Raw genomic sequence first — 21,370 nt, forward strand, 5'->3', positions numbered from 1 at the left:
CATAAGCGCAGCAAGGGCGCCCACGGATACGCCAGCGCGCCGAGGTGAGCGCAGACGTCATGCGGCCCGAACCGGAGTTCGGGCCGACGACGTGATGCTCGAGAAGCAAGGAACGAACGAGGGAAAAACCGATCAGGCGGGTACCGGCTCCTCGCGTAGCTCGGCATAGAGTTCAGGGTAGGCCGCCTGGAGTCGCTCAAGTTCGGCGGTGGCGTTCTCCGGCAGGGCGTGGGCTAGGCGATCGAGATCTTCGTCCGAGAAGTGCTCGCTGATCAGCGGGAAGAGTTCCTCACGCTCTTGGCGAAGGTAAGCACGGTGGCTGTCCAGGTACTGCTTGAGGTCATCGGCAAACTGGTCCATGGGGATGGCGACATCCATCAGGATCATGTCGATGTCACGGGACAGGCGCGTCAGCCGGGCCTTGAGCTTGCGGTAGTCGCCGGACAGCTGCTCGGCCACTGCCTCGCTTTCGGGGGCCAGCTCCTTGAGACGGTCGGTACAGATCTGCTCCAGGGGCAGGGTGAAACCCGCCATGTAGTCGAGAATATAGTCAACCACCTCCCTGACGAGCTGGAAGTTGGGCCGCTCTCCCTGCGCGAGGGTCTTTTGCTTGAGTTGCAGGACGTGCAGTATGCGCGCCATGTTGGCATGATCCCGTCGCAGTTGCTTTAGCATGGGCATGACGGAAACCTCCTGTGGTCAGCATGAGCTGAAGGCACCCTAGCTTAGACTGGCCTTCTCGGGTCAGGTTCCGGATCGTGCGGGAACCGGAATGTATCACCCTAGACGCATAATCGAGTTTTTGCCCGACGAAAATTGCCACATTCAGAAGGGTTGATTTCCTACACACCGCCTGAGCGTTGACGTCTGGCGCTCAATTCATTCTTCTCAGGAGTCGGCGATGGACATGTTCGAACAGGCCCACCAGGAAGACGCCGCGCCCCTGGCCTGGCGCATGCGCCCGAGGTCCCTGGACGACTACGTGGGCCAGCCGTCGCTGGTGGGGCCAGGCAAGCCATTGCGGCGCATGGTAGAAGCCGGCCAGGTACGCTCGATGATCCTGTGGGGGCCACCCGGCGTCGGCAAGACCACCCTGGCCGATATCCTCGCCAGCGCCTCCAGCGCACGGCTGGAGCGCTTGTCGGCGGTCATGGCCGGGGTCAAGGACATTCGCGAGGTGGTGGAGCGCGCCCGGGTGGCCCAGGGCCAGGGGCAGACCACGGTATTGTTTCTCGACGAGATCCACCGCCTCAACAAGAGTCAGCAGGACGCCCTGCTGCCCCACGTCGAGTCGGGGCTCTTGACGCTGATCGGCGCCACCACCGAGAACCCCTCGTTCGAGGTCAATTCGGCGCTGTTGTCCCGGGCCCGTGTCCATGTGCTCAAGGCGCTGGACGAGGCCGCGCTGATCGAGGTCATGCGCCGCGCCCTGGCCGACCCCGAGCGCGGCCTTGGTCACCGCGACATCCGCGTCGAAGACGAGGTGCTGGCGATACTGGCGCGCGCCTCGGCCGGCGACGCCCGGCGCGCCCTGGGCCTTCTGGAGACCGCCTGCGACTTCACCCAGGCGGAAGGCGGTGCAGAGCGTCTGCCCCGCGAGGCGCTCGAGGACGTCATCGGCCACACTGCCAGCGCCTTCGACAAGCAAGGCGATCACTACTACGACCTGCTGTCGGCACTGCACAAGTCGGTACGCTCATCGCGCCCCGACGCCGCCCTTCTGTACATGGCCCGCTTTATCCAGGGCGGTGGCGATCCGCTGGACGTCATCCGTCGCCTGGCGGCCATCGCCTCGGAGGACGTCGGCAACGCCGACCCGCGTTGCCTGCCACTGGTCATGTCGGCCTGGGATGCCTACCTGCGTCTGGGCGACTACGAAGGCCAGCGCGCCATCGCCCACGCCGCCATCCACCTGACGGTAGCGCCCAAGAGCAACGCCATCGACCAGGCCTGGAAGAAGGCCCAGGCCTTTGTCGCGGCCCAGCCGAGCCTGGAGGTGCCGACCTACCTGCGCAACGCACCGACCAAGCTGATGGCTTCCCTGGGCCACGGCGACGGCTACCGCTACGCCCACGCCGAGCCCAACGGCTACCCGGCGGGGTCGGCCCACGACTGCTGGCCCGAGGCAGTGCCGACCGAGCGCTTCTACCGCCCCACGGATCATGGCCAGGAAGAGCGTTTCGCTCGCATCATGGCCTGGCGGGCGCAGCTCGATGAGGCCGCAGATAGCGGATGAGATAGAAGCGGAGGTGGCAGCTCAGATACCACTTGAGAAAAACCATCTGTCTTCGACGTGGGAAGGAAATAGGCCGCTGCAGCACAACCAGGCATCGTAAGGAGCGAGCCAGGACCGCGACTACTGTGGGACTCAAGTGCCCATGGTGGGCACCCGATGCTCCGGAGGGACTGTCATGTCGGCCACCCAGCTACAGCAAGCTCGTCAGATCCTGGTACAGAACGCCCGTCATCCCAACCATCACGACGTGCTGCTGGCCTACGCCCGCCAGCAGGCGACACCCGCGGTACGTCGTGCGCTGTTCAAGCTGCTGTTCGGACCGAACTGAGGCCCACTGTCTGCCACATGTTGACCGCTCAGGCCGGCGCCTCTTGCCAGCTCTGAGCCGCCCACGGCGACCCAAAGGGACAAGTTCGCCGGCCACGTTGATCAGCCCTTGGGTGCGTCGCCCGGCTCAGCCGCCGACGGCGACTCCTGCTCCCAGCCGGGTTCGACGGGCGTTGGCTCGATAGCGGCGGCGTCTTCATCAGACTCGTGATGGTTCACCTCGAGCACGCCATCGTGGTAGCCGTCTTCATCGAAATAAGGCACGTACTGACCTTCCTCGGCTGGCGGCCCCACCATGGGCTCGGCCACGTCCACGTCCGGCACCACGTCGGACAGGTCTTCCATATGCTCGTGCTCCTTGGCGCCCGCCACCCACTCGTCGGTGACCACGAATTCCGCACCCACCGACGACAACGGCGTCGCCGGGGAGAACGGCACCACCGGCACCGGCGCCGGACGCACCAGGCGACGCCAGGCGAAGAACAGCACCAGGGCGCCACCGAGGGCGCCGAAGGCCATGAACAGGGCGGTATCGCCAAGCGCCGCCATCACCGGGCTGACCAGAGGCGGACTGACCGAGGAGCCAAGCGCGCTGATCAGCAAAAGCCCCTGACTCATGGGCACCAGGGCGCCGGCGGGGGCACGGTCCGCCGAGTGGCTGACCGATACCGGATACAACGAGAAGACGCCACCGCCCAGCAGGAACAGCAGCGCGGCCAGCCCCCAGCTCGGCAACGGCAGCAGCAGCACCGCCAGCGAGATGGCCAGGCAGAACAGACCGATCAGGATCAGCACCAGCTGGCGGTCGTGACGATCCGACCAGCGGCCCACCGGATACTGCAGCAGCATGGCGCCGAGTACCGTTATCGCCATCAGTTGGCCGACCTCGGCCAGATCAAAGCCGGTACGCTGCAGATACAGCGGCATCAGGGCGTACACTGCGGCCGCCAGCATGCCGGAACCGAAGGCCCCCACCACCCCGGTGGGGGTGAGGATCATCAGGCGCAGTGGCGACAGCGGCTCGACCTTGTCGAGCAGTGGCGTGACCCGCGGAATCATCGCCATCGGCAGCACCGATAGCGAGGCCAGGGCACCGATGACCATGAAGGGGGCGGTTTCGCCCATATTCTGGGTGATGCCCAAAAGCAGCTGACCGAGCACACCTGAGCCGTACAGGGCGATCATGTACAGCGCCAGCAGACGCCCGCGCACCTTGGAGTCTCCGGAGGCCAGCAGCCAGCTCTCGATCACCAGGAAGACCCCGACCGTGGCCCAGCCACCGATCAGACGCAGCCCGAACCAGGCCACCGGATCCAGGATCAGCCCCTGCAGCAGCACCGTCACCGCCACCAGCGAGGCGAAGCTGCCGTAGGCACGAATATGGCCGATAGCGAGCAGCAGCCGGTCGTTGAACAGGGCACCCAGGCCAAGACCGATGAAGTAGGCGCCGGAGACCCAGCCGATGACCACCGGCGATTCACCGGCGGCGTCCAGGCGCAGGGTGATAAGCGAAGACAGAAAACCGTTGCCGATGCCCAGAATGAATAGCCCCAGAACGGGGGGCAGGGCCATGGCCAGGAGTTGGGGAGACATGAGGAGTCGGGCTCCAGCGATGCGGACGACGCGGACGGCGGCGGCGGGTGGGTGTTGATGTTTCGAGTCCGTCCGTCGCGGTGCGTATCGACGACTCTTGGGCGGCGAATATACCCCCCTTTTCGCGCCTGTCAATGTCTTTCGAAGGGCGTCCCCCATGCATCTGTAACGCATTGTTGGTCAAGCATAAATCCGGCCTCAGTGACTCGTGTCACGGCGCATCAGAACCACATCGGCCGCGGGGAAGTCGACACTCATGCCGAGTGCCTCGGCCAACCAGCGAAAACTCGTCTCGCTGAAGAACACCACATGGGTGGGATCACGAATATAGTGCCAGCGGGCAAAGTCCTCCGGCGTGCGCTTGGTCATCAGCCCCAGCCAGCCACCGGGTCGCAGTTGTCGCGCCAGCGCAAACAGCACCGGGCCGGGCGCGAACAGGTGCTCGACCACCTCGGTGGCGGTGATGAAATCGTAATACCGCTTCAGGTTCTCCGGCGCGGGATGGTAGTAGGGATCATGGATCCGAGTGGCAAACCCCGCCTCCTCGAACATCAGCGACAGCGTCGGACCGGGCCCCGCACCGAAATCGAGCCCCTCGGCACCCGGCGACAGACGCTCGCTCAGGGGATCAAACAGGCGACCCAGAAAACGACGGTAGCCGGGATCATCCGGGCGGTTGTCGTGCTGATCGTAGACCGCCTTCTCGGCCTGCGGTCCCAGTCGCTGCTCGGGAGGCACCGCCACCAGGTCACATACCGAACAGCGAAAATAGTCGCGGCGCCCGTCCGCATGAAAGTGGTGCGTCGTCGGGTTTGCGCATAGCGGACAGCTTGGCATCGTCGTATTCTCTGGGACTTGGATCATTTGTGGAGAGAGGCATGCTGTCAGGTCTAGATCACCTGGTCATCACCGTGACCGATATTTCCCGCGCCGTGGACTTCTACACCCGCGTTCTGGGCCTGGACGTCCGCTATCGCGATACCGAGCGGGTCGACCTGATGCTCGGCGAGCTGGCCCTGCGCCTGCACTGGACCGCCACCGACGTGACCCCCAGGGCCGCCACCCCTACCCCAGGCAGCCTCGACGTCTGTTTCAAGAGCCATCTGCCGCTGGCTGAGGTGAAGGCTCACCTCGATGCCCTGTCGGTCGAGGTGGAACTGGGCCCCGTGGAACGTCAGGGTGCCACCGGCAAGATCGAGTCGCTGTATCTTCGCGACCCGGACGGCAACCTGCTGGAGATCAGCCGTCCGCTCAAACAGGAGTAACGTCGGTCGTCCCTGCGGGTCGCTTCGCCTGTCATGGCAATGCGGCACAGGCTGGGTATGATAACGGGGCCGTATGACATGCACCCAAGGGACCATGGATGAGCCAACACGACCTTACGCCTCAACGACCCACTGTCGAGCCTCCCTCACCTGGCGACACGCCCCCCGCCGACACCACCATGTCGCTGGTGGGCTACGCGCTGCTGCTGGCCAACCTGGTCACCGGCTTCACCGCGGTGATCGGGGTGATCATCGCCTACGTCTACCGTGGCAAGGGCCCCGAGTGGCTAGACGAGCACTATCGCTACCAGATCCGTACCTTCTGGATAGGCCTGCTCTACGGCATCGTGGCCTCGATCCTGACCTTGATCGTGATCGGCCTGCCGCTGCTGCTGGCCCTGGCGGTGTGGTTGATCGTGCGCTGCGTCAAAGGCTTCAAGGCACTGCAGGAAAAGCGCGCTCCGGACAATGTGGAAAGTTGGTTGATCTGATATGAACGTCCCCTGGCAACAGCGACTCCAGGCTACCGCGATATCACGCCTGTGGCGGATACTGTCACGACTGTCACCGACGACCCTGTGGCGACTCAGCGTCGCCCTGGTCAATGTGGCCTACCCCCTGCTCAAGCGCGAACGCGCGGTGACCAGGCTCAACCTGGAAGTGGTCTATCCCGACCTTACCGAGGCCCGTCGCGCCACCCTGGGGCGCGAAAGCCTCAAGCATTCCACCGCCACCATGCTGGAACTCGGCTTTGCCTGGCAGGGCGACCCCGACCGAGTGGCCGACAGCATCGTCGAGGTACATGGCCGCGAACTGCTGGATGATGCCCGCGCCGAGGGCAAGGGCGTGATCATCCTGGCGCCTCACTTCGGCAACTGGGAGGTGCTGAACTTCTGGCTGTCGAGCCACTTCCCCTTCACCGCCATGTACGAGCCGCCCAAGCTGGCACCGCTGGACCCGATCATCCGCGCCGGGCGCGAGCGCTGCGGCGCCAGCCTGGTGCCGACCAACCCCCGAGGCGTGGCGGCGCTGCTCAAGGCGCTCAAGCGATCCGAGGCCGTCGGCATCCTGCCCGATCAGGAACCCAGCTGGGGCAGCGGCGTTTTCGCGCCCTTCTTCGAGCGCCCCGCCTACACTGCCACCCTGTTGCCCAAGCTGGTGTCGCGCACCAATGCAAGGGTCGTGACCGGCGTCGCTCTGCGCCGTCCCGGGCGGGGCTTCGCGCTGTACTTCCTGGCCGCCGACGAGCGCGTCTACGATGAAGACGAGACCATCTCCTGCAGCGGGGTCAATGCCAGCATCGAGGCGGTGATCGCACTCGACCCGGCCCAGTACCAGTGGGAATACAAGCGCTACACCAAGACCCTGGAAGAACAACGTGGCGATCCCGACTTCCGCCGTTACCGCCTCTACAGCTCGAGGAACATGAAGTGACGACAGCGTCAGTGTCACCGCCGCCGGAGACTCGCGTCGGCCACGTCCTCTATCTGCTCTACCTGGCAGGGCTGGTGAGCGGATTCGTGACACTGTTGATCGCGCTGGTCGTCGCCTACGTCTATCGCACCGACGCCGCCCCCTGGCTGCGTGCCCACTACCAGTTTCTGATCAGCACCTTCTGGATCGGCCTGCTCTACATGGTCGCCGCAGTGGTACTGTCGGTGCTGATCATCGGCCTGGCACTGCCCCCACTGCTGGTCACCGCCTGGTTCGTGATCCGCTGCATCGTCGGCTGGCGTGCCCTGCACCAGCGCCTGCCGCCGCCCAGACCATCCAGCTGGCTGTGGTAGGCGCGGCAATGCCAGCACTAGGGCTTGTCTGAAAAGTGCCTGCGTTCGGTAATACGGCGTTAAAAATCGGCTGGTGCGCCAGCCCGGTCAAAATGCTCATTTACACCCCGTAAACTGCGCTTTCTCACCGATTTTTGCCTTGTCTAACCTTCGCTCGTCGACTTTTCGGACAGCGCCTAAGAATTTGCGACCACGGCCTATTCAAATAACGTACGAACACGCGCTAAAGCATCATCGACGACGTGATCCGGGGCAGACTCGACTCTGCGCGCTCCGCGCGCTTCAAGATCGACAGTCCTGATCTGATTGACCAGCACTACCCCCTGCGTACGGGTCCCGCTCAGAGGTACCGCAAAGCCTGCGTGGCGCGCGAAGTTGCCACCTTGGGTGATGGGTGCCACGACCACCGTACCAAAATGATTGAAAGCTATTGGCGTCAACACTAGCGCAGGGCGAAAGTCACCTCGCTGCTCGCGTCCTTCGGTCAGATTGAGGGGAACTCGCACAATATCGCCACGGCTATATTTGTCACGCTTCATTCTTCACGCCCTACCGGGGCCATTTCCTGCCAGGCTGCCAGGTCTTCAGGCTCGGGAGCCTCGGGATCACAGCGTGCCAGCAATTCCTCCAGGGAATACTTTGGCTTTGACGCCACAGGCTTCAACACCAACCTGTGGGAAGTTTCCTCGACTTCCAGCAAATCCCCATCGCTGAGGCCCAGCTGTCGAAGCAATTCAACTGGCAACCTGATGGCGGCACTATTGCCCCACTTCTGAATCTTGAGTTCCATATCACTCCCCTCCTGTACGTATCTACACAGCAGATACGCGCTGCCTCGACCGCAAGCTCGTGCATCCACTTCGCCTGTTACCGCTCAGTAACCTGCCCACCCCAACACCGTCGCTAATCGGCGACACGGAACCCGAATTAGCACAAACCCTCAAATGCACTCGAATGACATCTATTGCAACTTTTGTCTCGGCCAATAGGCTAGATTAAAGGCTGGCTCGATTTGGCATAGAAAGCGACATAGAAAGTGGCATAGAAAGTCGCATAGAACATGCCATCGATGTGAACGGCAGAAGGATCCCCTACACCCCCAGCGGGCGAACCCGAGCCACCGGGCGTTCGTCCGCTCGCAAGGAGAGCGCACTTGGACACGGCAATATCTCGAGCACGACACACCCTTGCTCGGCGGCGACCTGGCTCGCGCAACCTGGCGCTCGCCTTCGTCGGCGTCATCACCAGCGCCGCATTGACGACGCCGGCCATGGCCGTCGAGACCGGCGCGCTGTTCGAACAGGTCACGAACCGGGCCAAGGAACTGGCCGCGTCCCCCTATGAAGAGGCCTCGGCCGAGCTGCCCGAGGCATTAACCGAGATGGACTACGACCGCTACCGACAGATTCGCTACCGCGATGAGCGGGCACTGTGGAAGGATGATGGCGATTTCGAGGTGGAGCTCTTCCACCCAGGCTTTCTGTATGACCAGCCGGTGGATATCCACCTGCTGGAGGATGGCGAGGTACGCTCGCTGCCCTTCGAGCCTGAGCGCTTTCGCTACGACGACGATGCCGCCGACCTCGCCGAGCTCGATCTGAGTGGGCTCGGCTATGCCGGCTTTCGCCTGCACTACCCGCTCAACCGCGCCGACTACAAGGATGAGTTCGCGGTATTTCTGGGCGCGTCCTACTTCCGCCTGGTCGGCCGCGACCAGGGCTACGGCCTGTCGGCCCGTGGCCTGGCCATCGACACCGCCCTGCCCCGGGGCGAGGAGTTTCCCGCCTTTCGCGAATACTGGCTGGTCAAGCCGCAGCCCGGCGATACCCACATGACCGTGCTGGCGCTGCTGGACAGCCCGTCTCTGGCCGGCGCCTACCGCTTCGACATCGCCCCGGGCAAGCGCACCCAGGTCGACACCGAGGCACGCCTGTTTGCCAGGGAAGACGTCGAGAAGCTCGGCGTCGCACCGCTGACCAGCATGTTCCTGCATGGCGAGATGGATCGCCGCCAGGAGGACGACTACCGCATCCGGGTACATGACTCCAGCGGCCTGCTGATGGCCACCAGCACCGACGAGTGGACCTGGCGCGTGCTGGAAAACCCCGAAAGCCTCCAGATCTCAGGGCTGCAGGACACCTCGCCCAAGGGCTATGGCCTGGTCCAGCGGCCCCAGCACTTCAACGCCTACCTGGACATGGAGGCCCGCTACGAGCGTCGCCCCAGTCAGTGGGTCGAACCCCAGGGCGAGTGGGGTGAAGGCCACGTCGAGCTGGTGGAGATCCCCACCGACAGCGAGGCCCACGACAACATCACCGCCTACTGGGTGCCCGCCAACCCGCTGATGGCCGGCGACTCCCGCACCTACCGCTATCGTACCTGGACCTTCGGCGACACCCCCACGGCCGAACCGCTGGCTCGTGTGGTGCGTTCGCGCCAGGGCTGGGGCGGTGTGCCGGGACAGAGCGATCCCCCCGACGAGCGCCTGCGCCAGTTCATCATCGACTTCCGCGGCGGTGAGCTCGAGGGACTCGATGCCAGCCAACCGGTCGAGATGACCCTGACCACCTCCAGCGGCGAGACCGCCGAGGCCAAGGTCACACCGCTGCCCGACAACGACACCTGGCGCGCCAGCTTCACGCTGCTGCCCGACGGCGACCAGCCCGCTGATATCCGCCTGACCCTCATGCTTCGTGGCGAGCGCCTGAGCGAAACCTGGAACAGCATCTGGAGCCCCTGATGAACGCCCATACTCCCGAGGTACCCTGGCCACGCCTGCGACGTCTTGGCGTCGGCCTGGCCATTGCCGCCACCACGGCGCTGGGGGTCTGGACCATGTTCAGGATCCTCTACGTGGAGGGCATCAGTCCGCTCGAGATGGCGATCATCGGCCTGTTCGCGATCACCTTCGGCTGGATCACCATGGCCTTCTGGAGCGCGCTGATCGGCTTCGTGCTCAACCTGACCGGGCGTGACCCGCTGAGCCTGAAGCCGCGCCATTCCTATCCCATGCGGCCCGAAGGCTCCCACTCCCGCACCGCCCTGGTGATGCCGATCCACAACGAGGACGTGCTGCGAGTCGCCGCCGGACTCGAGGCCACCTGCAAGGATCTGGATGACCTGCCGCAAGGCATCGAGGTGGAAGCCTTCGTGCTCAGCGACAGCACCGACGACGAGGTGGTGGCCGAGGAAAAGGCCGCCATGGCCGAGCTGCAGAAGCGCCTGGAAGGCCACTGCCAACTGCACTACCGCCACCGTGACAGTAACGTCGGGCGCAAGGCAGGCAATCTGGGCGACTTCTGCACCCGTTGGGGCAGCCACTACGACTACATGCTGGTGATCGACGCCGACAGCCTGATGAGCGGCACCACCGTCATCGAGCTGATCGACGAGATGATGGCCAACCCGCGCCTTGGCCTGTTGCAGACGGTGCCGATTCCGGTGCGCCAGGACAGCCTGTTCGGCCGCGCCAACCAGTTCGCTGCTGCACTCTACTCGCCGATGCTGGCCAGCGGTCTGAGCTTCTGGCACGCCACCGCGGCCAACTACTTCGGCCACAACGCCATCATTCGCGTGGACGCCTTCACCGATGCCTGTGGCCTGCCGGAGCTGCCCGGCAAGCCACCGCTGGGTGGCGATATCCTGAGCCACGACTTCGTCGAGGCGGCGCTGCTGCGCCGTGCCGGCTGGCAGGTGCGCATGCGCACCGACCTGGGCGGCAGCTTCGAAGAGATGCCGAGTCATATCCTCGACTACGCCAAGCGCGACCGGCGCTGGGTTCAGGGCAATCTGCAGCATATGCGCCTGCTCGGCGGGCGCGGACTGCACGTGCTCAGCCGTCTGCACTTCTTCTTCGGTGCCCTCGCCTACCTGTCGTCGCTGGTGTGGCTGGCGATCCTGGTGATCAGCACCATCGACGCCCTGATCCGGGCGCTGGTGCCGACCAACTTCTTCACCTCGAGTTCGCAGCTGTTTCCCGACTGGCCGATCGCCCCACCCAACCTGATCATGCCGCTGCTGATCGGCACCCTGGGCATGCTGCTGATGCCCAAGGTGCTAGGGCTGGTGCTGGGGCTGATCCAGAACCCACAGGCCTATGGCGGACGGGCCCGGCTCGTCGCCAGCATGCTGCTGGAGACGCTGTTTGCCATGCTCATCGCGCCCTTGATGATGGTGTTCCACAGTCGTTTCGTGATTCAGGTACTGAGCGGCCGCACCGTGGCCTGGGATCCACAGTCCCGCGAGGGCCGCGCCCTGCCCTGGAAGGAAGCCTTTCGCCACACCTGGCTATGGTCACTGATCGGCGCCTTGTGGGCGCTGGTGACCTGGGCCTTCACCCCGAGCTTCTTCATCTGGCTGACGCCGGTGTGGCTCGGCCTGGTGATGGCCGCTCCGCTGGTCCGCTGGAGCTCCAGCCTGAGCATCGGCCGGGCCCTGAGGCGCGCCGGCCTGTTGCTGGTCCCGAGCGAGACCCGCCCCCCGGCGGTGGTAGGCGAGCTTCGCGTCGCCGAGGCACCACCGCCGCCGGCGACCCCGGCCGAGCCGCCACGGGAAGTCCCCCGCGAGATGCCGGTGCAGTCCTTTCGCGAGCACGGCACGGAATCGGCGCCGGAGGTCTCCGGCGAGAAGCCCGTCGACTGAGCCGGTGCCGTGGCACAGCGTTGTGTCCTCCCCCTCCTTTTGCATCATCCGGAGGGGGAATCCCAGCGGACTACTACACGTCAAGCATAGTAGCGTGATCCATGATTCATCTGTTTGCCGCTGTCTGGTGGTAACGCTTTGCTCTACAAAGAGCGTTCTCCAGCTCCGGATAACACACATCCGCCAGGAAAACCCTTTGTCAATCTCTACTTAAAAAGCAGGATAGCCACTTTTTCCCGAACTCTTCGTTCATATGCCTGATATCATGGTCTGGATGCGCTTCCTCATCCATGGCATCCCCTACAGGCAATCTTTTACTTCCCTTCGAGAGCTCCCGCTCCGTAAAACATCCGTTGACGATGGTATCAGCAGGCTGAGCGATCAACTCGGCATTGCATTTATCATACACTTCATCGTTCATCAACTTTATTCCGGACAGGTAGCTTTCCGGAGGATAACTTCTATCATCACCTTTCTTCCGAATAGGCAGGGGATTATGTCCAACATATATCTTTTTATTGGTCACGCTCCTGATCATTTCCATGATCTTCCAGGACGTCGTACCCTTGACACTATCCAGCACGGTTTGCTTTATTACTGCTGATGAAAAAAATTTTCCAGGTTCGACAAAAAAAACTTCCATCTGAAGTCCGTAAATCAAGAATAGATCATATTCAACGATATCAATCTCACTCTTGCCACCCGATGTATAGGTGATGGTCCTCTTTAATCTATCTGTTTTTGGAACCAGTTTATTATCGATGAGAAACAGTCCACCCAAGCCATTACTTCTAGCGGTAAAGAAGACAAGATTATATTCTTGATGCCACTCTGGCATCAGGTCCCAGGCTCTTTTCAAAGCACCAACGTGGCTATTGCCCAGCACACAAATATTTTTCTTCATTCCTTACCTCCAAAGGCGTCGAAGATCTCTTCTTCGCAAACCAGATCATTCATTTTCTTTACGCTACCTACCCTCTTGTTTTGTTTTCCGAAAATCTCAGCGCCAAACTTTTTCCTCAGAGAAGAAAAAAAATGATTCATCACAAAATCGACACCGTGGGGGTTAACACTTCGTTGATTGGGTTCGAAAAACACCCCCTTGAAAACCGGGCTGTTGATTATTTCATACGAAGGAAAATAATCCACATAATTACAACCTCTAGAAATCTGCCCAGCCACGGCACGCAACACTGACTTGGATTCCATTGTAGCGACGATCACGTTGTTCCTGGAGTTTGTCGCTACCAAAGGAACAGGGGAAACTGTCAATATAAAGCGTAACTCAGGATTCTCATGACGCATTATTTCTATGGCATCTCGCAGATCATTCATCACAGAGGGATACATCTGATTCTTGAACGCATGGATACCTTTCAGGTAGGTCCCTGCTGAAGTCCCGGGACACATCGGATACTCGTAGCCGTATTCCGAATTGAACCAGCTTTCAGTCAACCCTAAGGTGAAGACAAAGAAGTCTGATGAGAAGATGCATTCCCTAAACGCTTTTATTGTCTCCTCTCGAGAGAGCATTAACTCTTCTTTACTACAGAAACCCTCTGGTTCCACCACGGGGCGAAAGGGATCATAGAACCTTCCGTTCTTTTCCCAAATCTCCTCAGGCGGCTCTTTTATCCCTGTTGCCCACTCTACCCACTGCTTCAACAATGAGGTGGTGTATATATTCCCGGTTCTTGCCGAAAATATATTGTAATTGTATTTTTTTGCATTTTCCTGCGAGAGCCCCCTAGGTGGAGTTTCTGTCGAGACCCAGTTGAACCCTCTGCTATCAAGAGCGTTTCCAATATGTTGCGCAAAGCAGGAACCGAAGGTAACCACCCTACTATCCTTTGTGATCTTGAACTTTGGAGACCACAAATTGGATATGTCAAAAATCGACTTTTCTGATACAGCTTTTTTCCAGAAGGCACGGTCTGGAAGTGTCGAATATGGATTCATATTAATCACCTCAAACATAATATATAACATCGGTCGTGAACGAACAAAATTGATAACGTCTATCTTAAATCACACATTACCACGACGAATAGGAGTGTTTACGCCAACACTGGCATCTCGTCTTCCTTTCTAAAATATTTGCATAAAAAAAGATAGGCGAAATATTTGTCTATTGTGTTGAGAAACGAGCACTGACAACGGCCCCGGAGCCCTTCATAGAACCTTTCCCATGCACCATTTCCCTGCCCCACGGGTGGTTCAAAAGAGAACAAAGCAAGCATTTTTAGCTTCCATGAAAACTCGGCGAACCAATGCTTCCCATAAAGACGGGACCAACACACCTGTCACTTTCTGCCCTTCTTCACAAAGGAGTCATCAAGCGCACAACGACTGTCAGAATATCGATAAAACAAACGTACTTTTTTCACTCTAGATTCTCTCACATATTCTCTATCAGGCAGCCGCAAAACACGCAAATACAATCCAGAGAACATCCAAGAAAAACCACGCAAATATCCCTTTAAATAACAACAAAATCGTCGAAACTTTGTCGAATTGATCAATCAGGACTCTACTTCGCCACTTTTCCTCAATCGGATAAAATGCATTCTCAACCATGCGGAAACTTCTCCAGATATCTGGGCAGTTGCACTCTCGCGATATCGTGGAAACCTCCTCCCCCCAGCGGCGTATCTACTGATCGGGATCGGTTCTTGCCAAGCCGAGGTGGACTCCCTTCGAGGTCATGCTAGACTCGATCCAGACTCGCTTGACGGGGTGCCGGTGAATCCGGCTGAGATGGCGCAGGGCCAGGGTGACGAATCACCGGCCGCCAGCGCCGATCCCGTGGAACCTGATCCGGGTGCGGTGTGGCTTCACACCTTGAACCGGCGTAGGGAATCAGGCGGTGGTGACAGCCCCTGCGCGCGCACCTCCCTCCTTTCTCGTCGCCGTGTCCTCAGCCGCCGCACTCCGGATCCGCACCAACCGGAGGTAACATGGGCTACCGCTTTACCGATCTTGTCGACGCCTGCCGCGATGACTGGCACGCCTACATCGAACACGACTTCGTGCTCGCCCTTGGCCGTGGTGAACTGGCTGACGCCAGCTTCCGTCACTACCTCAAGCAGGACTATCTGTTTCTGCTGCAGTTCTCCCGGGCCTACGCCCTGGCGGCCTACAAGAGCCACAGCCTCGACGAGCTGCGCGGCGCCTTCGACGGCATGAAGACCATCCTCGATGTGGAACTCGGCCTGCATCTCGCCTTCTGCCGTGACTGGGGCATCGGCGAGGCCGAACTCGCCGAGCTGCCCGAAGCTCGCGCTACCCTGGCCTATACCCGCTACGTGCTGGACGCCGGCAGCCGCGGCGACCTCCTGGACCTGCACGTGGCGCTGGCCCCCTGCATGGTCGGCTACGCCGATATCGCGAGAACGCTCAACGCCCGTTCGGACACCCTGCGCGGTGCAGACAATCCCTTCGACACCTGGATCGCCATGTACGAAAGCGACGACTTCCAGGCCGCCGCACGCCAGGAGCAGGCCTGGCTCGACGATCAGCTGGCCCAGGTATCCGGCGAGCGCTTTGCGCGACTGTCACGGATATTCGCCGACGCGACACGACTCGAGATCGACTTCTGGCAGATGGGGCTCGATCTAAGCGACTAACACAATCAGCACCACGCTTGACGGGGGGCCGCCAGAGGCGGCTGAGATCATGCAGCGCATGGGACCCGTTGAACCTGATCTGGGGGTAACCCCGATGCCATGGCATCGCGGTGAGGACCAGCGTAGGGATCAAGCGCTCACGGCCCAGGCCACGACGCCCCCTCCTTCCTCACGCGATGCACACAACAACGCCAGCACCCAGTGCCGTGAGAAGGACAAGCCAATGCCGCTCGATCAACCCGTTTCCGCAAACAAACCCCGCCATAGCGCGCACTTCCTGGCCGAGACCGCCCAGGTCGACCAGGCCGCAGTTACGCCCCTGCCGGGTTCGCGCAAGGTCTATGTAAAGGGCTCCCGCGACGACCTGCGGGTGCCGTTTCGCGAGATTTCGCTGTCAGCGACCCGCACCTCCGGGGCCGACGAGGCCAATCCGCCGCTCTTGGTCTACGACACCTCCGGCCCCTACACCGATCCCCAGGTCGAGGTCGACCTGCGTCGCGGGCTTGCCGAGTTGCGCCGGCCCTGGATCGAGGAGCGCGACGACACCGAATGGCTCGATGGCCCGACCTCGGACTACGGTCGCCGACGTGCCAACGACCCGACGCTCGCTCCGCTGCGCTTCGAACTGACTCGTACGCCGCGCCGCGCACGTCGTGGCGCCGATGGCCGCGCCGGCAATGTTACCCAGCTGCACTACGCCCGCCGCGGCATCATCACCCCGGAGATGGAGTTCATCGCCATCCGCGAGAACCAGCGTCGACAGGCCCTGGCCGATGGCTATCGAGGCAGCGATGAGGTCGAGCGCATCCTTGACCACCAGCATCCCGGGCAGGGCTTCGGCGCCCGTCTTCCCGAGGAGATCACCCCAGAGTTCGTGCGCCAGGAAGTCGCCGCCGGGCGCGCCATCATCCCCGCCAACATCAACCACCCGGAAGCCGAGCCGATGATCATCGGGCGCAACTTCCTGGTGAAGATCAATGGCAATCTGGGCAACTCGGCGGTGACCTCCTCCATCGAGCAAGAGGTCGAGAAGATGACCTGGGGCATCCGCTGGGGCGCCGATACCATCATGGATCTGTCCACTGGCCAGAACATCCACGAAACCCGCGAGTGGATCATCCGCAACTCGCCGGTACCGATCGGCACGGTGCCGCTCTATCAGGCGCTGGAGAAGGTCAAGGGCGTGGCCGAGGACCTCACCTGGGAGGTGTTCCGCGACACCCTGATCGAGCAGGCCGAACAGGGCGTGGACTACTTCACCATCCACGCAGGCGTGCTGCTGCGCTACGTGCCGCTGACCGCCAACCGGGTCACCGGCATCGTCTCCCGCGGTGGCTCGATCATGGCCAAGTGGTGCCTTTACCATCACCAGGAAAGCTTCCTCTACACCCACTTCGAGGAAATCTGCGAGATCTGCAAGCAGTACGACGTGGCCTTCTCGCTGGGCGATGGCCTGCGTCCGGGCTCGGTGGCCGACGCCAACGACGAGGCCCAGATGGCGGAGCTCAAGACCCTGGGTGAGCTGACCCATATCGCCTGGAAGCACGACGTCCAGGTGATGATCGAAGGCCCCGGCCACGTGCCCATGCACCTGGTCAAGGAGAACATGGACAAGCAGCTCGAGTACTGCGACGAGGCGCCCTTCTATACCCTTGGGCCACTGGTGACCGATATCGCCCCGGGCTACGACCACATCACCTCGGGCATCGGAGCGGCGATGATCGGCTGGTACGGCTGCGCCATGCTGTGCTACGTCACCCCCAAGGAACACCTGGGCCTGCCCGACAAGGACGACGTCAAGACCGGCATCATCACCTACAAGATTGCCGCCCACGCCGCCGACCTGGCCAAGGGGCATCCCGGCGCCCAGCGCCGCGACAACGCCCTGTCCAAGGCGCGTTTCGAGTTCCGCTGGGAGGACCAGTTCAACCTGGGCCTCGACCCTGACACCGCCCGCGCCTATCACGACGAGACGCTGCCCAAGGACTCCGCCAAGGTGGCCCACTTCTGCTCCATGTGCGGCCCCAAGTTCTGTTCCATGAAGATCAGCCAGGAGGTCCGCGACTACGCCCGCGACAACGGCCTGGAGGGTGACGGCGACGCCGTCATGGCCGGCATGGAGGAGCGCGCCCGGGTCTTCCGTGAACAAGGCGCTGAGCTGTACAAGGAGGTTTGAACAAGGAGGTCTGAGACAAGCCATTCCCCGGCGCATCCCCGGGCAGCGTTCGACTGCTCGGGGATGCAAGTCTTGTACGCCCGGTTCCAGTTCTGCCGCACAAAGTTAGACAAAAGTCTAATCCGAAGATTCATGCACTTGACGCTCATCACGGCTTCGTCGGATCCACCAGCAAAGCCGTTCGACTACCTCCCCAGGCCAATTATTCGCGCCCCGGGGCGGTGCTAGATTCGCCGCCATCCCACGCATTCTCGCCTCACCAAGGCGTCTTTTCTGGAGATGGCATGAAAGCCCCGATTCTGGTGATCAACTGCGGCTCCTCTTCGATCAAGTTCGCGCTGATCGATCAGGCCCCCGACGCTCCCCGACTGTCCGGTATCGCCGAGCGCCTGGGCAGCCACGAGGCTCGCCTCAAGCTGACGGACGAACACGGCAGCGCCCGCGAGGTCTCGCTTCCCCGTGCGACCCACGCCCTGGCGCTCAAGACGATTCTTGAGCACCTTGGCGTCCACCGGCCCATCGGTATCGGCCACCGGGTGGTACACGGCGGCGAGCGCTTCACCGCCGCTACCCTGCTCGACGACGCCGTGGTGCGCACCATTCGCCAGACCATCAGCCTGGCTCCCTTGCACAATCCGGCCAACCTCGACGGTATCGTCGCCACGCGCCGGCTGTTCGAGGATCTGCCTCAGGTGGCGGTGTTCGATACCGCCTTCCACCAGACCCTGCCGCCCCACGCCTACCGCTACGCCATCCCCGAAGAGCTCTACAGCCGACACGGCATCCGTCGCTACGGCTTCCACGGCTCGAGCCATGCCTACGTGACCGGCCGCCTGGCAGAAGTCAGCGCCCGTGGTGAAGGCGGCTGGCTGATTGCCCACCTGGGCAATGGCTGCTCCGCCACCGGGGTGTGGGCCGGCAGAAGCCTGGACACCAGCATGGGCATGACCCCGCTGGAAGGCCTGGTGATGGGCACCCGCAGCGGTGACGTCGACCCCGGCCTGCACCTGCACCTGGCGCGGCAGCTGGGCATGTCGCTGGAGGGCGTCGATCAGTTGCTCAACCAGAAGAGCGGACTGCTGGGGCTGTCCGAGCTGACCAACGACATGCGTGAGCTCGAACAGGCCGCCAGTGAAGGTCACGCCGGCGCGAGCCTGGCCATCGAAGTCTTCTGCTACCGCCTGGCCAAGTCCCTGGCGGGCCTGGCCTGTGCCCTGCCCCGGATCGACGGCATCGCCTTCACCGGCGGCATCGGCGAAAACTCTGCCCTGGTGCGCGCCCGGACGCTGGGCCACCTGGAGGCCCTCGGTGTGCGCCTGGACGCTGACGCCAACGAGAGCCTCGGGCGTGGCGAGGAAGGCCAGATCCACGACCGAGGCGCCAGCTCGGCGCCGGAGATCCGCGTCATCCCCACCGACGAGGAAGGCTATATCGCCAGCCAGACCCGGGAATTGATCGTGAGCCTGACGTCCACGCCAAAGCTCGAGGAGGTTCTGTGAGCACCCAGTCCCGCACGCTGCTGCTGATCCCCATCGACGACGGCGTCGCCCTCACCTCCGCCGGCCTCGGCCTGCTTCGTGCGCTGGATACGCTGGGGCTGGACGCGGGTTTTCTGCAGCCCTTCAGCCAGTCCGAAGGTGGCGAGCAGGCAAGTGACAACGACGAACGCGCCCGCTCGCTGGTGGCCAGTACCCTGGGCATAGGTTCGCCGCGTCCGATCTCGCGCCAGACACTGGAGCAGTATCTCGGCCGCGACGATCGCGATGGTCTGCTGGAACTCGCCGTGGAGCGCCACGCCCGCGTCGCCCGCCCTGCCACCGGCAAGGCACCGGCGCTGATCGTGGTGGAGGGCGTTCGCCCACTGCCGCGAAACGCCTACGCCTTCGACCTCAACGTGCGCCTGGCCAGTGCCCTCGACGCCCAGGTGGTACTGGTCGCCGATGGCCAGATCGCCGATCCCCAGGAGCTGGCCAAGCAGTTGCAGTTCCATCGCCAGAGCATCGACGCGGTGGGTTCGGTCCGTACTCTGGGTGCCATGCTGATGCGACTGCCGGGGGACGGCGACGGCTCTGCCATCGACCAGACCCTGGCCTCGGTCAGCGAGGTCGAGGCCCGCGCCCATCGCCAGCACTGGCAGCAGCAGCTCGCCAGCGGCGCCGATCTGACCCTGCCGGTGGTCGCGGCGGTGCCCTACCGGGCCTCCCTGACCGCACCGCGAGTGGTAGACGTGGCCCGCGCCCTCGATGCCAGGATCCTGCACCACGGCGAAGCCGATCGCCGCCGCGTCGCTCACTCGACGCTGGGGGCCCGCAGCGCCGAGCACCTGCTCTACGCCCTGCGTCCCGGCGAGCTGATCGTGTCCCCCGGGGACCGCGACGACACCCTGCTGGCGGCGGCGCTGGCCACCATGAACGGCGTGCCCCTGGCAGGTCTCTTGCTGACCCACGGCGAGTCACCCAGCCAGCAGCTGATCGACGTCTGTCGCCCGGCGCTGGCCTCGGGGCTACCGGTCCTCTCGGTGGACACCGACAGCTACGCCACCGTGGCCCGGCTCACCGAGATGTCCGGCGGCATTCCGGTCGATGATCACGAGCGCGCCGAGGCCATCTGCGCCTTCGTCGCCGATCACCTGGATCGTGACTGGCTGCTGGCACTAATTCACGACGACGCCCAGCGCCGCCTGTCACCGGCAGCCTTCCGCCATCAACTGGTCAGCATGGCCCAGCACAAGCGTCGGCGTATCGTGCTGCCCGAAGGCGACGAGCCGCGCACCCTGGAAGCGGCCATCCTGTGCCAGCGTCGCGGTATCGCCAACTGCGTGCTGCTGGGCAAGCGTCGCGCCATCCTGGAGGTGGCCAAGGCGCGAGGTCTGGAGCTGCCCGACGATCTGCAGATCCTCGACCCGGACGCCGAGCGTGGCCGCTTTATCGCGCCCATGGTCGAGCGCCGACGTGGCAAGCTGACCCCACTGACCGCCGAGGCCCAGCTTCATGACTGCGTGGTGCTGGGTACCATGATGCTCGCCGAAGGCGAGGTGGATGGCCTGGTCTCCGGCGCCGTGCACACCACCGCCAACACCGTGCGCCCGGCCTTTCAGCTGATCAAGACCGCCCCCGGCTACGGCCAGGTGTCGTCGGTGTTCTTCATGCTGCTGCCCGACCAGGTGGTGGTCTACGGTGACTGCGCGGTCAACCCCGACCCCGACGCCGAGGCGCTGGCCGAGATCGCCCTGCAGAGCGCCACCAGCGCCGAGGCCTTCGGCATCGAGCCGCGGGTCGCCATGATCAGCTACTCCACCGGCGAGTCCGGCAGCGGCGCCGACGTCGACAAGGTCCGCGAGGCCACCCGCATCGCCAGGGAACGGGCCCCGCACCTGGCCATCGATGGCCCGCTGCAGTATGACGCTGCGGCCATCGCCAGCGTGGCCCGGCAGAAGGCACCGGAGTCACCGGTGGCCGGCCGCGCCACGGTGTTCGTGTTCCCGGATCTGAATACCGGCAACACCACCTACAAGGCGGTCCAGCGCAGCGCTCGGGTAGTCAGCATCGGCCCCATGCTTCAGGGCCTCAACAAGCCGGTCAACGACCTGTCCCGGGGCGCCCTGGTCGAGGACATCGTCTATACGATTGCGCTGACCGCGATCCAGGCCGGTCAGTAACGACCAGAACAGCGCCACAGACCGTGAGAAACGCCGAGGCCCCGGAGAACCGGGGCCTCGG

At 62.8% G+C, this 21,370-nt stretch carries 19 protein-coding genes and 2 riboswitches; of the genes, 12 read left to right on the forward strand and 7 right to left on the reverse strand.

Features of this window, described 5'->3' with window-relative positions:
- Nucleotides 1-132: 132 nt before the first annotated feature.
- Nucleotides 133-675 carry a hemerythrin domain-containing protein gene (locus EBB56_RS00895; RefSeq protein WP_045994910.1) on the reverse strand — a complete coding sequence of 181 codons (543 nt, stop codon included), beginning with the start codon at nt 673-675 and terminating at the stop codon, nt 133-135.
- Nucleotides 676-901: 226 nt separating this feature from the next.
- Here EBB56_RS00895 and EBB56_RS00900 point away from each other — a divergent pair, with 226 nt between their 5' ends.
- Entirely contained in the window at nt 902-2,236 is a 1,335-nt protein-coding gene (locus EBB56_RS00900) for a replication-associated recombination protein A (RefSeq protein WP_124802444.1), read from the forward strand.
- 175 nt (nt 2,237-2,411) lie between these two features.
- Entirely contained in the window at nt 2,412-2,564 is a 153-nt protein-coding gene (locus tag EBB56_RS21805) for a hypothetical protein (RefSeq protein ID WP_156088597.1), read from the forward strand.
- Nucleotides 2,565-2,665: 101 nt separating this feature from the next.
- Here EBB56_RS21805 and EBB56_RS00905 read toward each other — a convergent pair whose 3' ends face one another.
- Both EBB56_RS00905 and EBB56_RS00910 read right to left on the reverse strand, forming a co-directional pair.
- Complete coding sequence (locus EBB56_RS00905) at nt 2,666-4,156, reverse strand: MFS transporter (protein ID WP_124802446.1); 1,491 nt, start codon at nt 4,154-4,156, stop codon at nt 2,666-2,668.
- Nucleotides 4,157-4,354: 198 nt separating this feature from the next.
- Nucleotides 4,355-4,993 (reverse strand): class I SAM-dependent methyltransferase, encoded by a 639-nt coding sequence (locus EBB56_RS00910; RefSeq protein ID WP_108131578.1) that lies wholly within the window; start codon nt 4,991-4,993, stop codon nt 4,355-4,357.
- A gap of 41 nt (nt 4,994-5,034) precedes the next feature.
- Here EBB56_RS00910 and EBB56_RS00915 point away from each other — a divergent pair, with 41 nt between their 5' ends.
- The 4 genes from EBB56_RS00915 (at nt 5,035) to EBB56_RS00930 (ending at nt 7,208) form a co-directional block, all read left to right on the forward strand.
- Entirely contained in the window at nt 5,035-5,421 is a 387-nt protein-coding gene (locus tag EBB56_RS00915; protein WP_108131577.1) for a VOC family protein, read from the forward strand.
- A gap of 98 nt (nt 5,422-5,519) precedes the next feature.
- The gene (locus EBB56_RS00920) at nt 5,520-5,912 is read left to right on the forward strand and encodes a DUF4870 domain-containing protein (RefSeq protein ID WP_045994904.1); all 393 of its coding nucleotides are present in this window, start codon (nt 5,520-5,522) and stop codon (nt 5,910-5,912) included.
- 1 nt (nt 5,913) lies between these two features.
- Nucleotides 5,914-6,855, forward strand: a complete 942-nt coding sequence (locus EBB56_RS00925; protein ID WP_045994905.1) for a lysophospholipid acyltransferase family protein — start codon at nt 5,914-5,916, stop codon at nt 6,853-6,855.
- Nucleotides 6,852-7,208, forward strand: coding sequence for a hypothetical protein (locus EBB56_RS00930; RefSeq protein WP_231498501.1), 357 nt, complete (start codon nt 6,852-6,854; stop codon nt 7,206-7,208). The genes EBB56_RS00925 and EBB56_RS00930 overlap by 4 nt, the downstream gene beginning before the upstream one ends.
- 197 nt (nt 7,209-7,405) lie before the next feature.
- Here EBB56_RS00930 and EBB56_RS00935 read toward each other — a convergent pair whose 3' ends face one another.
- Together EBB56_RS00935 and EBB56_RS00940 are read right to left on the reverse strand one after the other, a co-directional pair.
- Nucleotides 7,406-7,747, reverse strand: a complete 342-nt coding sequence (locus EBB56_RS00935) for a type II toxin-antitoxin system ChpB family toxin (protein WP_124802448.1) — start codon at nt 7,745-7,747, stop codon at nt 7,406-7,408.
- The gene (locus tag EBB56_RS00940; RefSeq protein ID WP_124802450.1) at nt 7,744-7,998 is read right to left on the reverse strand and encodes an AbrB/MazE/SpoVT family DNA-binding domain-containing protein; all 255 of its coding nucleotides are present in this window, start codon (nt 7,996-7,998) and stop codon (nt 7,744-7,746) included. The genes EBB56_RS00935 and EBB56_RS00940 overlap by 4 nt, the downstream gene beginning before the upstream one ends.
- A 363-nt stretch (nt 7,999-8,361) precedes the next feature.
- Here EBB56_RS00940 and EBB56_RS00945 point away from each other — a divergent pair, with 363 nt between their 5' ends.
- Together EBB56_RS00945 and mdoH are read left to right on the forward strand one after the other, a co-directional pair.
- A complete protein-coding gene (locus EBB56_RS00945) occupies nt 8,362-9,948 on the forward strand; it encodes a glucan biosynthesis protein (RefSeq protein ID WP_260425259.1) in 1,587 nt (528 codons plus the stop codon).
- The gene (gene mdoH / locus EBB56_RS00950) at nt 9,948-11,849 is read left to right on the forward strand and encodes a glucans biosynthesis glucosyltransferase MdoH (RefSeq protein ID WP_045991957.1); all 1,902 of its coding nucleotides are present in this window, start codon (nt 9,948-9,950) and stop codon (nt 11,847-11,849) included. Before EBB56_RS00945 ends, mdoH begins: the two co-directional genes overlap by 1 nt.
- A 199-nt stretch (nt 11,850-12,048) precedes the next feature.
- Here the strand turns inward: mdoH and EBB56_RS00955 are convergent, their stop codons facing one another.
- Nucleotides 12,049-12,753, reverse strand: a complete 705-nt coding sequence (locus EBB56_RS00955) for a hypothetical protein (RefSeq protein WP_124802452.1) — start codon at nt 12,751-12,753, stop codon at nt 12,049-12,051.
- Nucleotides 12,750-13,808, reverse strand: coding sequence for a GSCFA domain-containing protein (locus EBB56_RS00960; protein ID WP_124802454.1), 1,059 nt, complete (start codon nt 13,806-13,808; stop codon nt 12,750-12,752). The genes EBB56_RS00955 and EBB56_RS00960 overlap by 4 nt, the downstream gene beginning before the upstream one ends.
- 763 nt (nt 13,809-14,571) lie before the next feature.
- Nucleotides 14,572-14,725: riboswitch (TPP riboswitch) on the forward strand.
- An 81-nt stretch (nt 14,726-14,806) separates the two neighbouring features.
- Here EBB56_RS00960 and tenA point away from each other — a divergent pair.
- The 4 genes from tenA (at nt 14,807) to pta (ending at nt 21,309) form a co-directional block, all read left to right on the forward strand.
- Nucleotides 14,807-15,475: a thiaminase II gene (gene tenA / locus EBB56_RS00965; RefSeq protein ID WP_045991955.1), complete on the forward strand. Its 669-nt coding sequence runs from the start codon at nt 14,807-14,809 to the stop codon at nt 15,473-15,475.
- Between the two features lie 11 nt (nt 15,476-15,486).
- A riboswitch (TPP riboswitch) is annotated at nt 15,487-15,621 on the forward strand.
- A 77-nt stretch (nt 15,622-15,698) separates the two neighbouring features.
- Nucleotides 15,699-17,651, forward strand: a complete 1,953-nt coding sequence (thiC, locus tag EBB56_RS00970; protein ID WP_045991954.1) for a phosphomethylpyrimidine synthase ThiC — start codon at nt 15,699-15,701, stop codon at nt 17,649-17,651.
- 284 nt (nt 17,652-17,935) lie between these two features.
- On the forward strand, nt 17,936-19,150 hold the full coding sequence (locus EBB56_RS00975; protein ID WP_045991953.1) for an acetate/propionate family kinase: 1,215 nt from the start codon (nt 17,936-17,938) through the stop codon (nt 19,148-19,150).
- On the forward strand, nt 19,147-21,309 hold the full coding sequence (gene pta / locus EBB56_RS00980) for a phosphate acetyltransferase (protein WP_124802456.1): 2,163 nt from the start codon (nt 19,147-19,149) through the stop codon (nt 21,307-21,309). Before EBB56_RS00975 ends, pta begins: the two co-directional genes overlap by 4 nt.
- The last annotated feature ends 61 nt before the right edge of the window (nt 21,310-21,370 follow it).

The organism is Halomonas sp. YLB-10 (assembly GCF_003856855.1).
GTDB lineage: Bacteria > Pseudomonadota > Gammaproteobacteria > Pseudomonadales > Halomonadaceae > Halomonas > Halomonas litopenaei.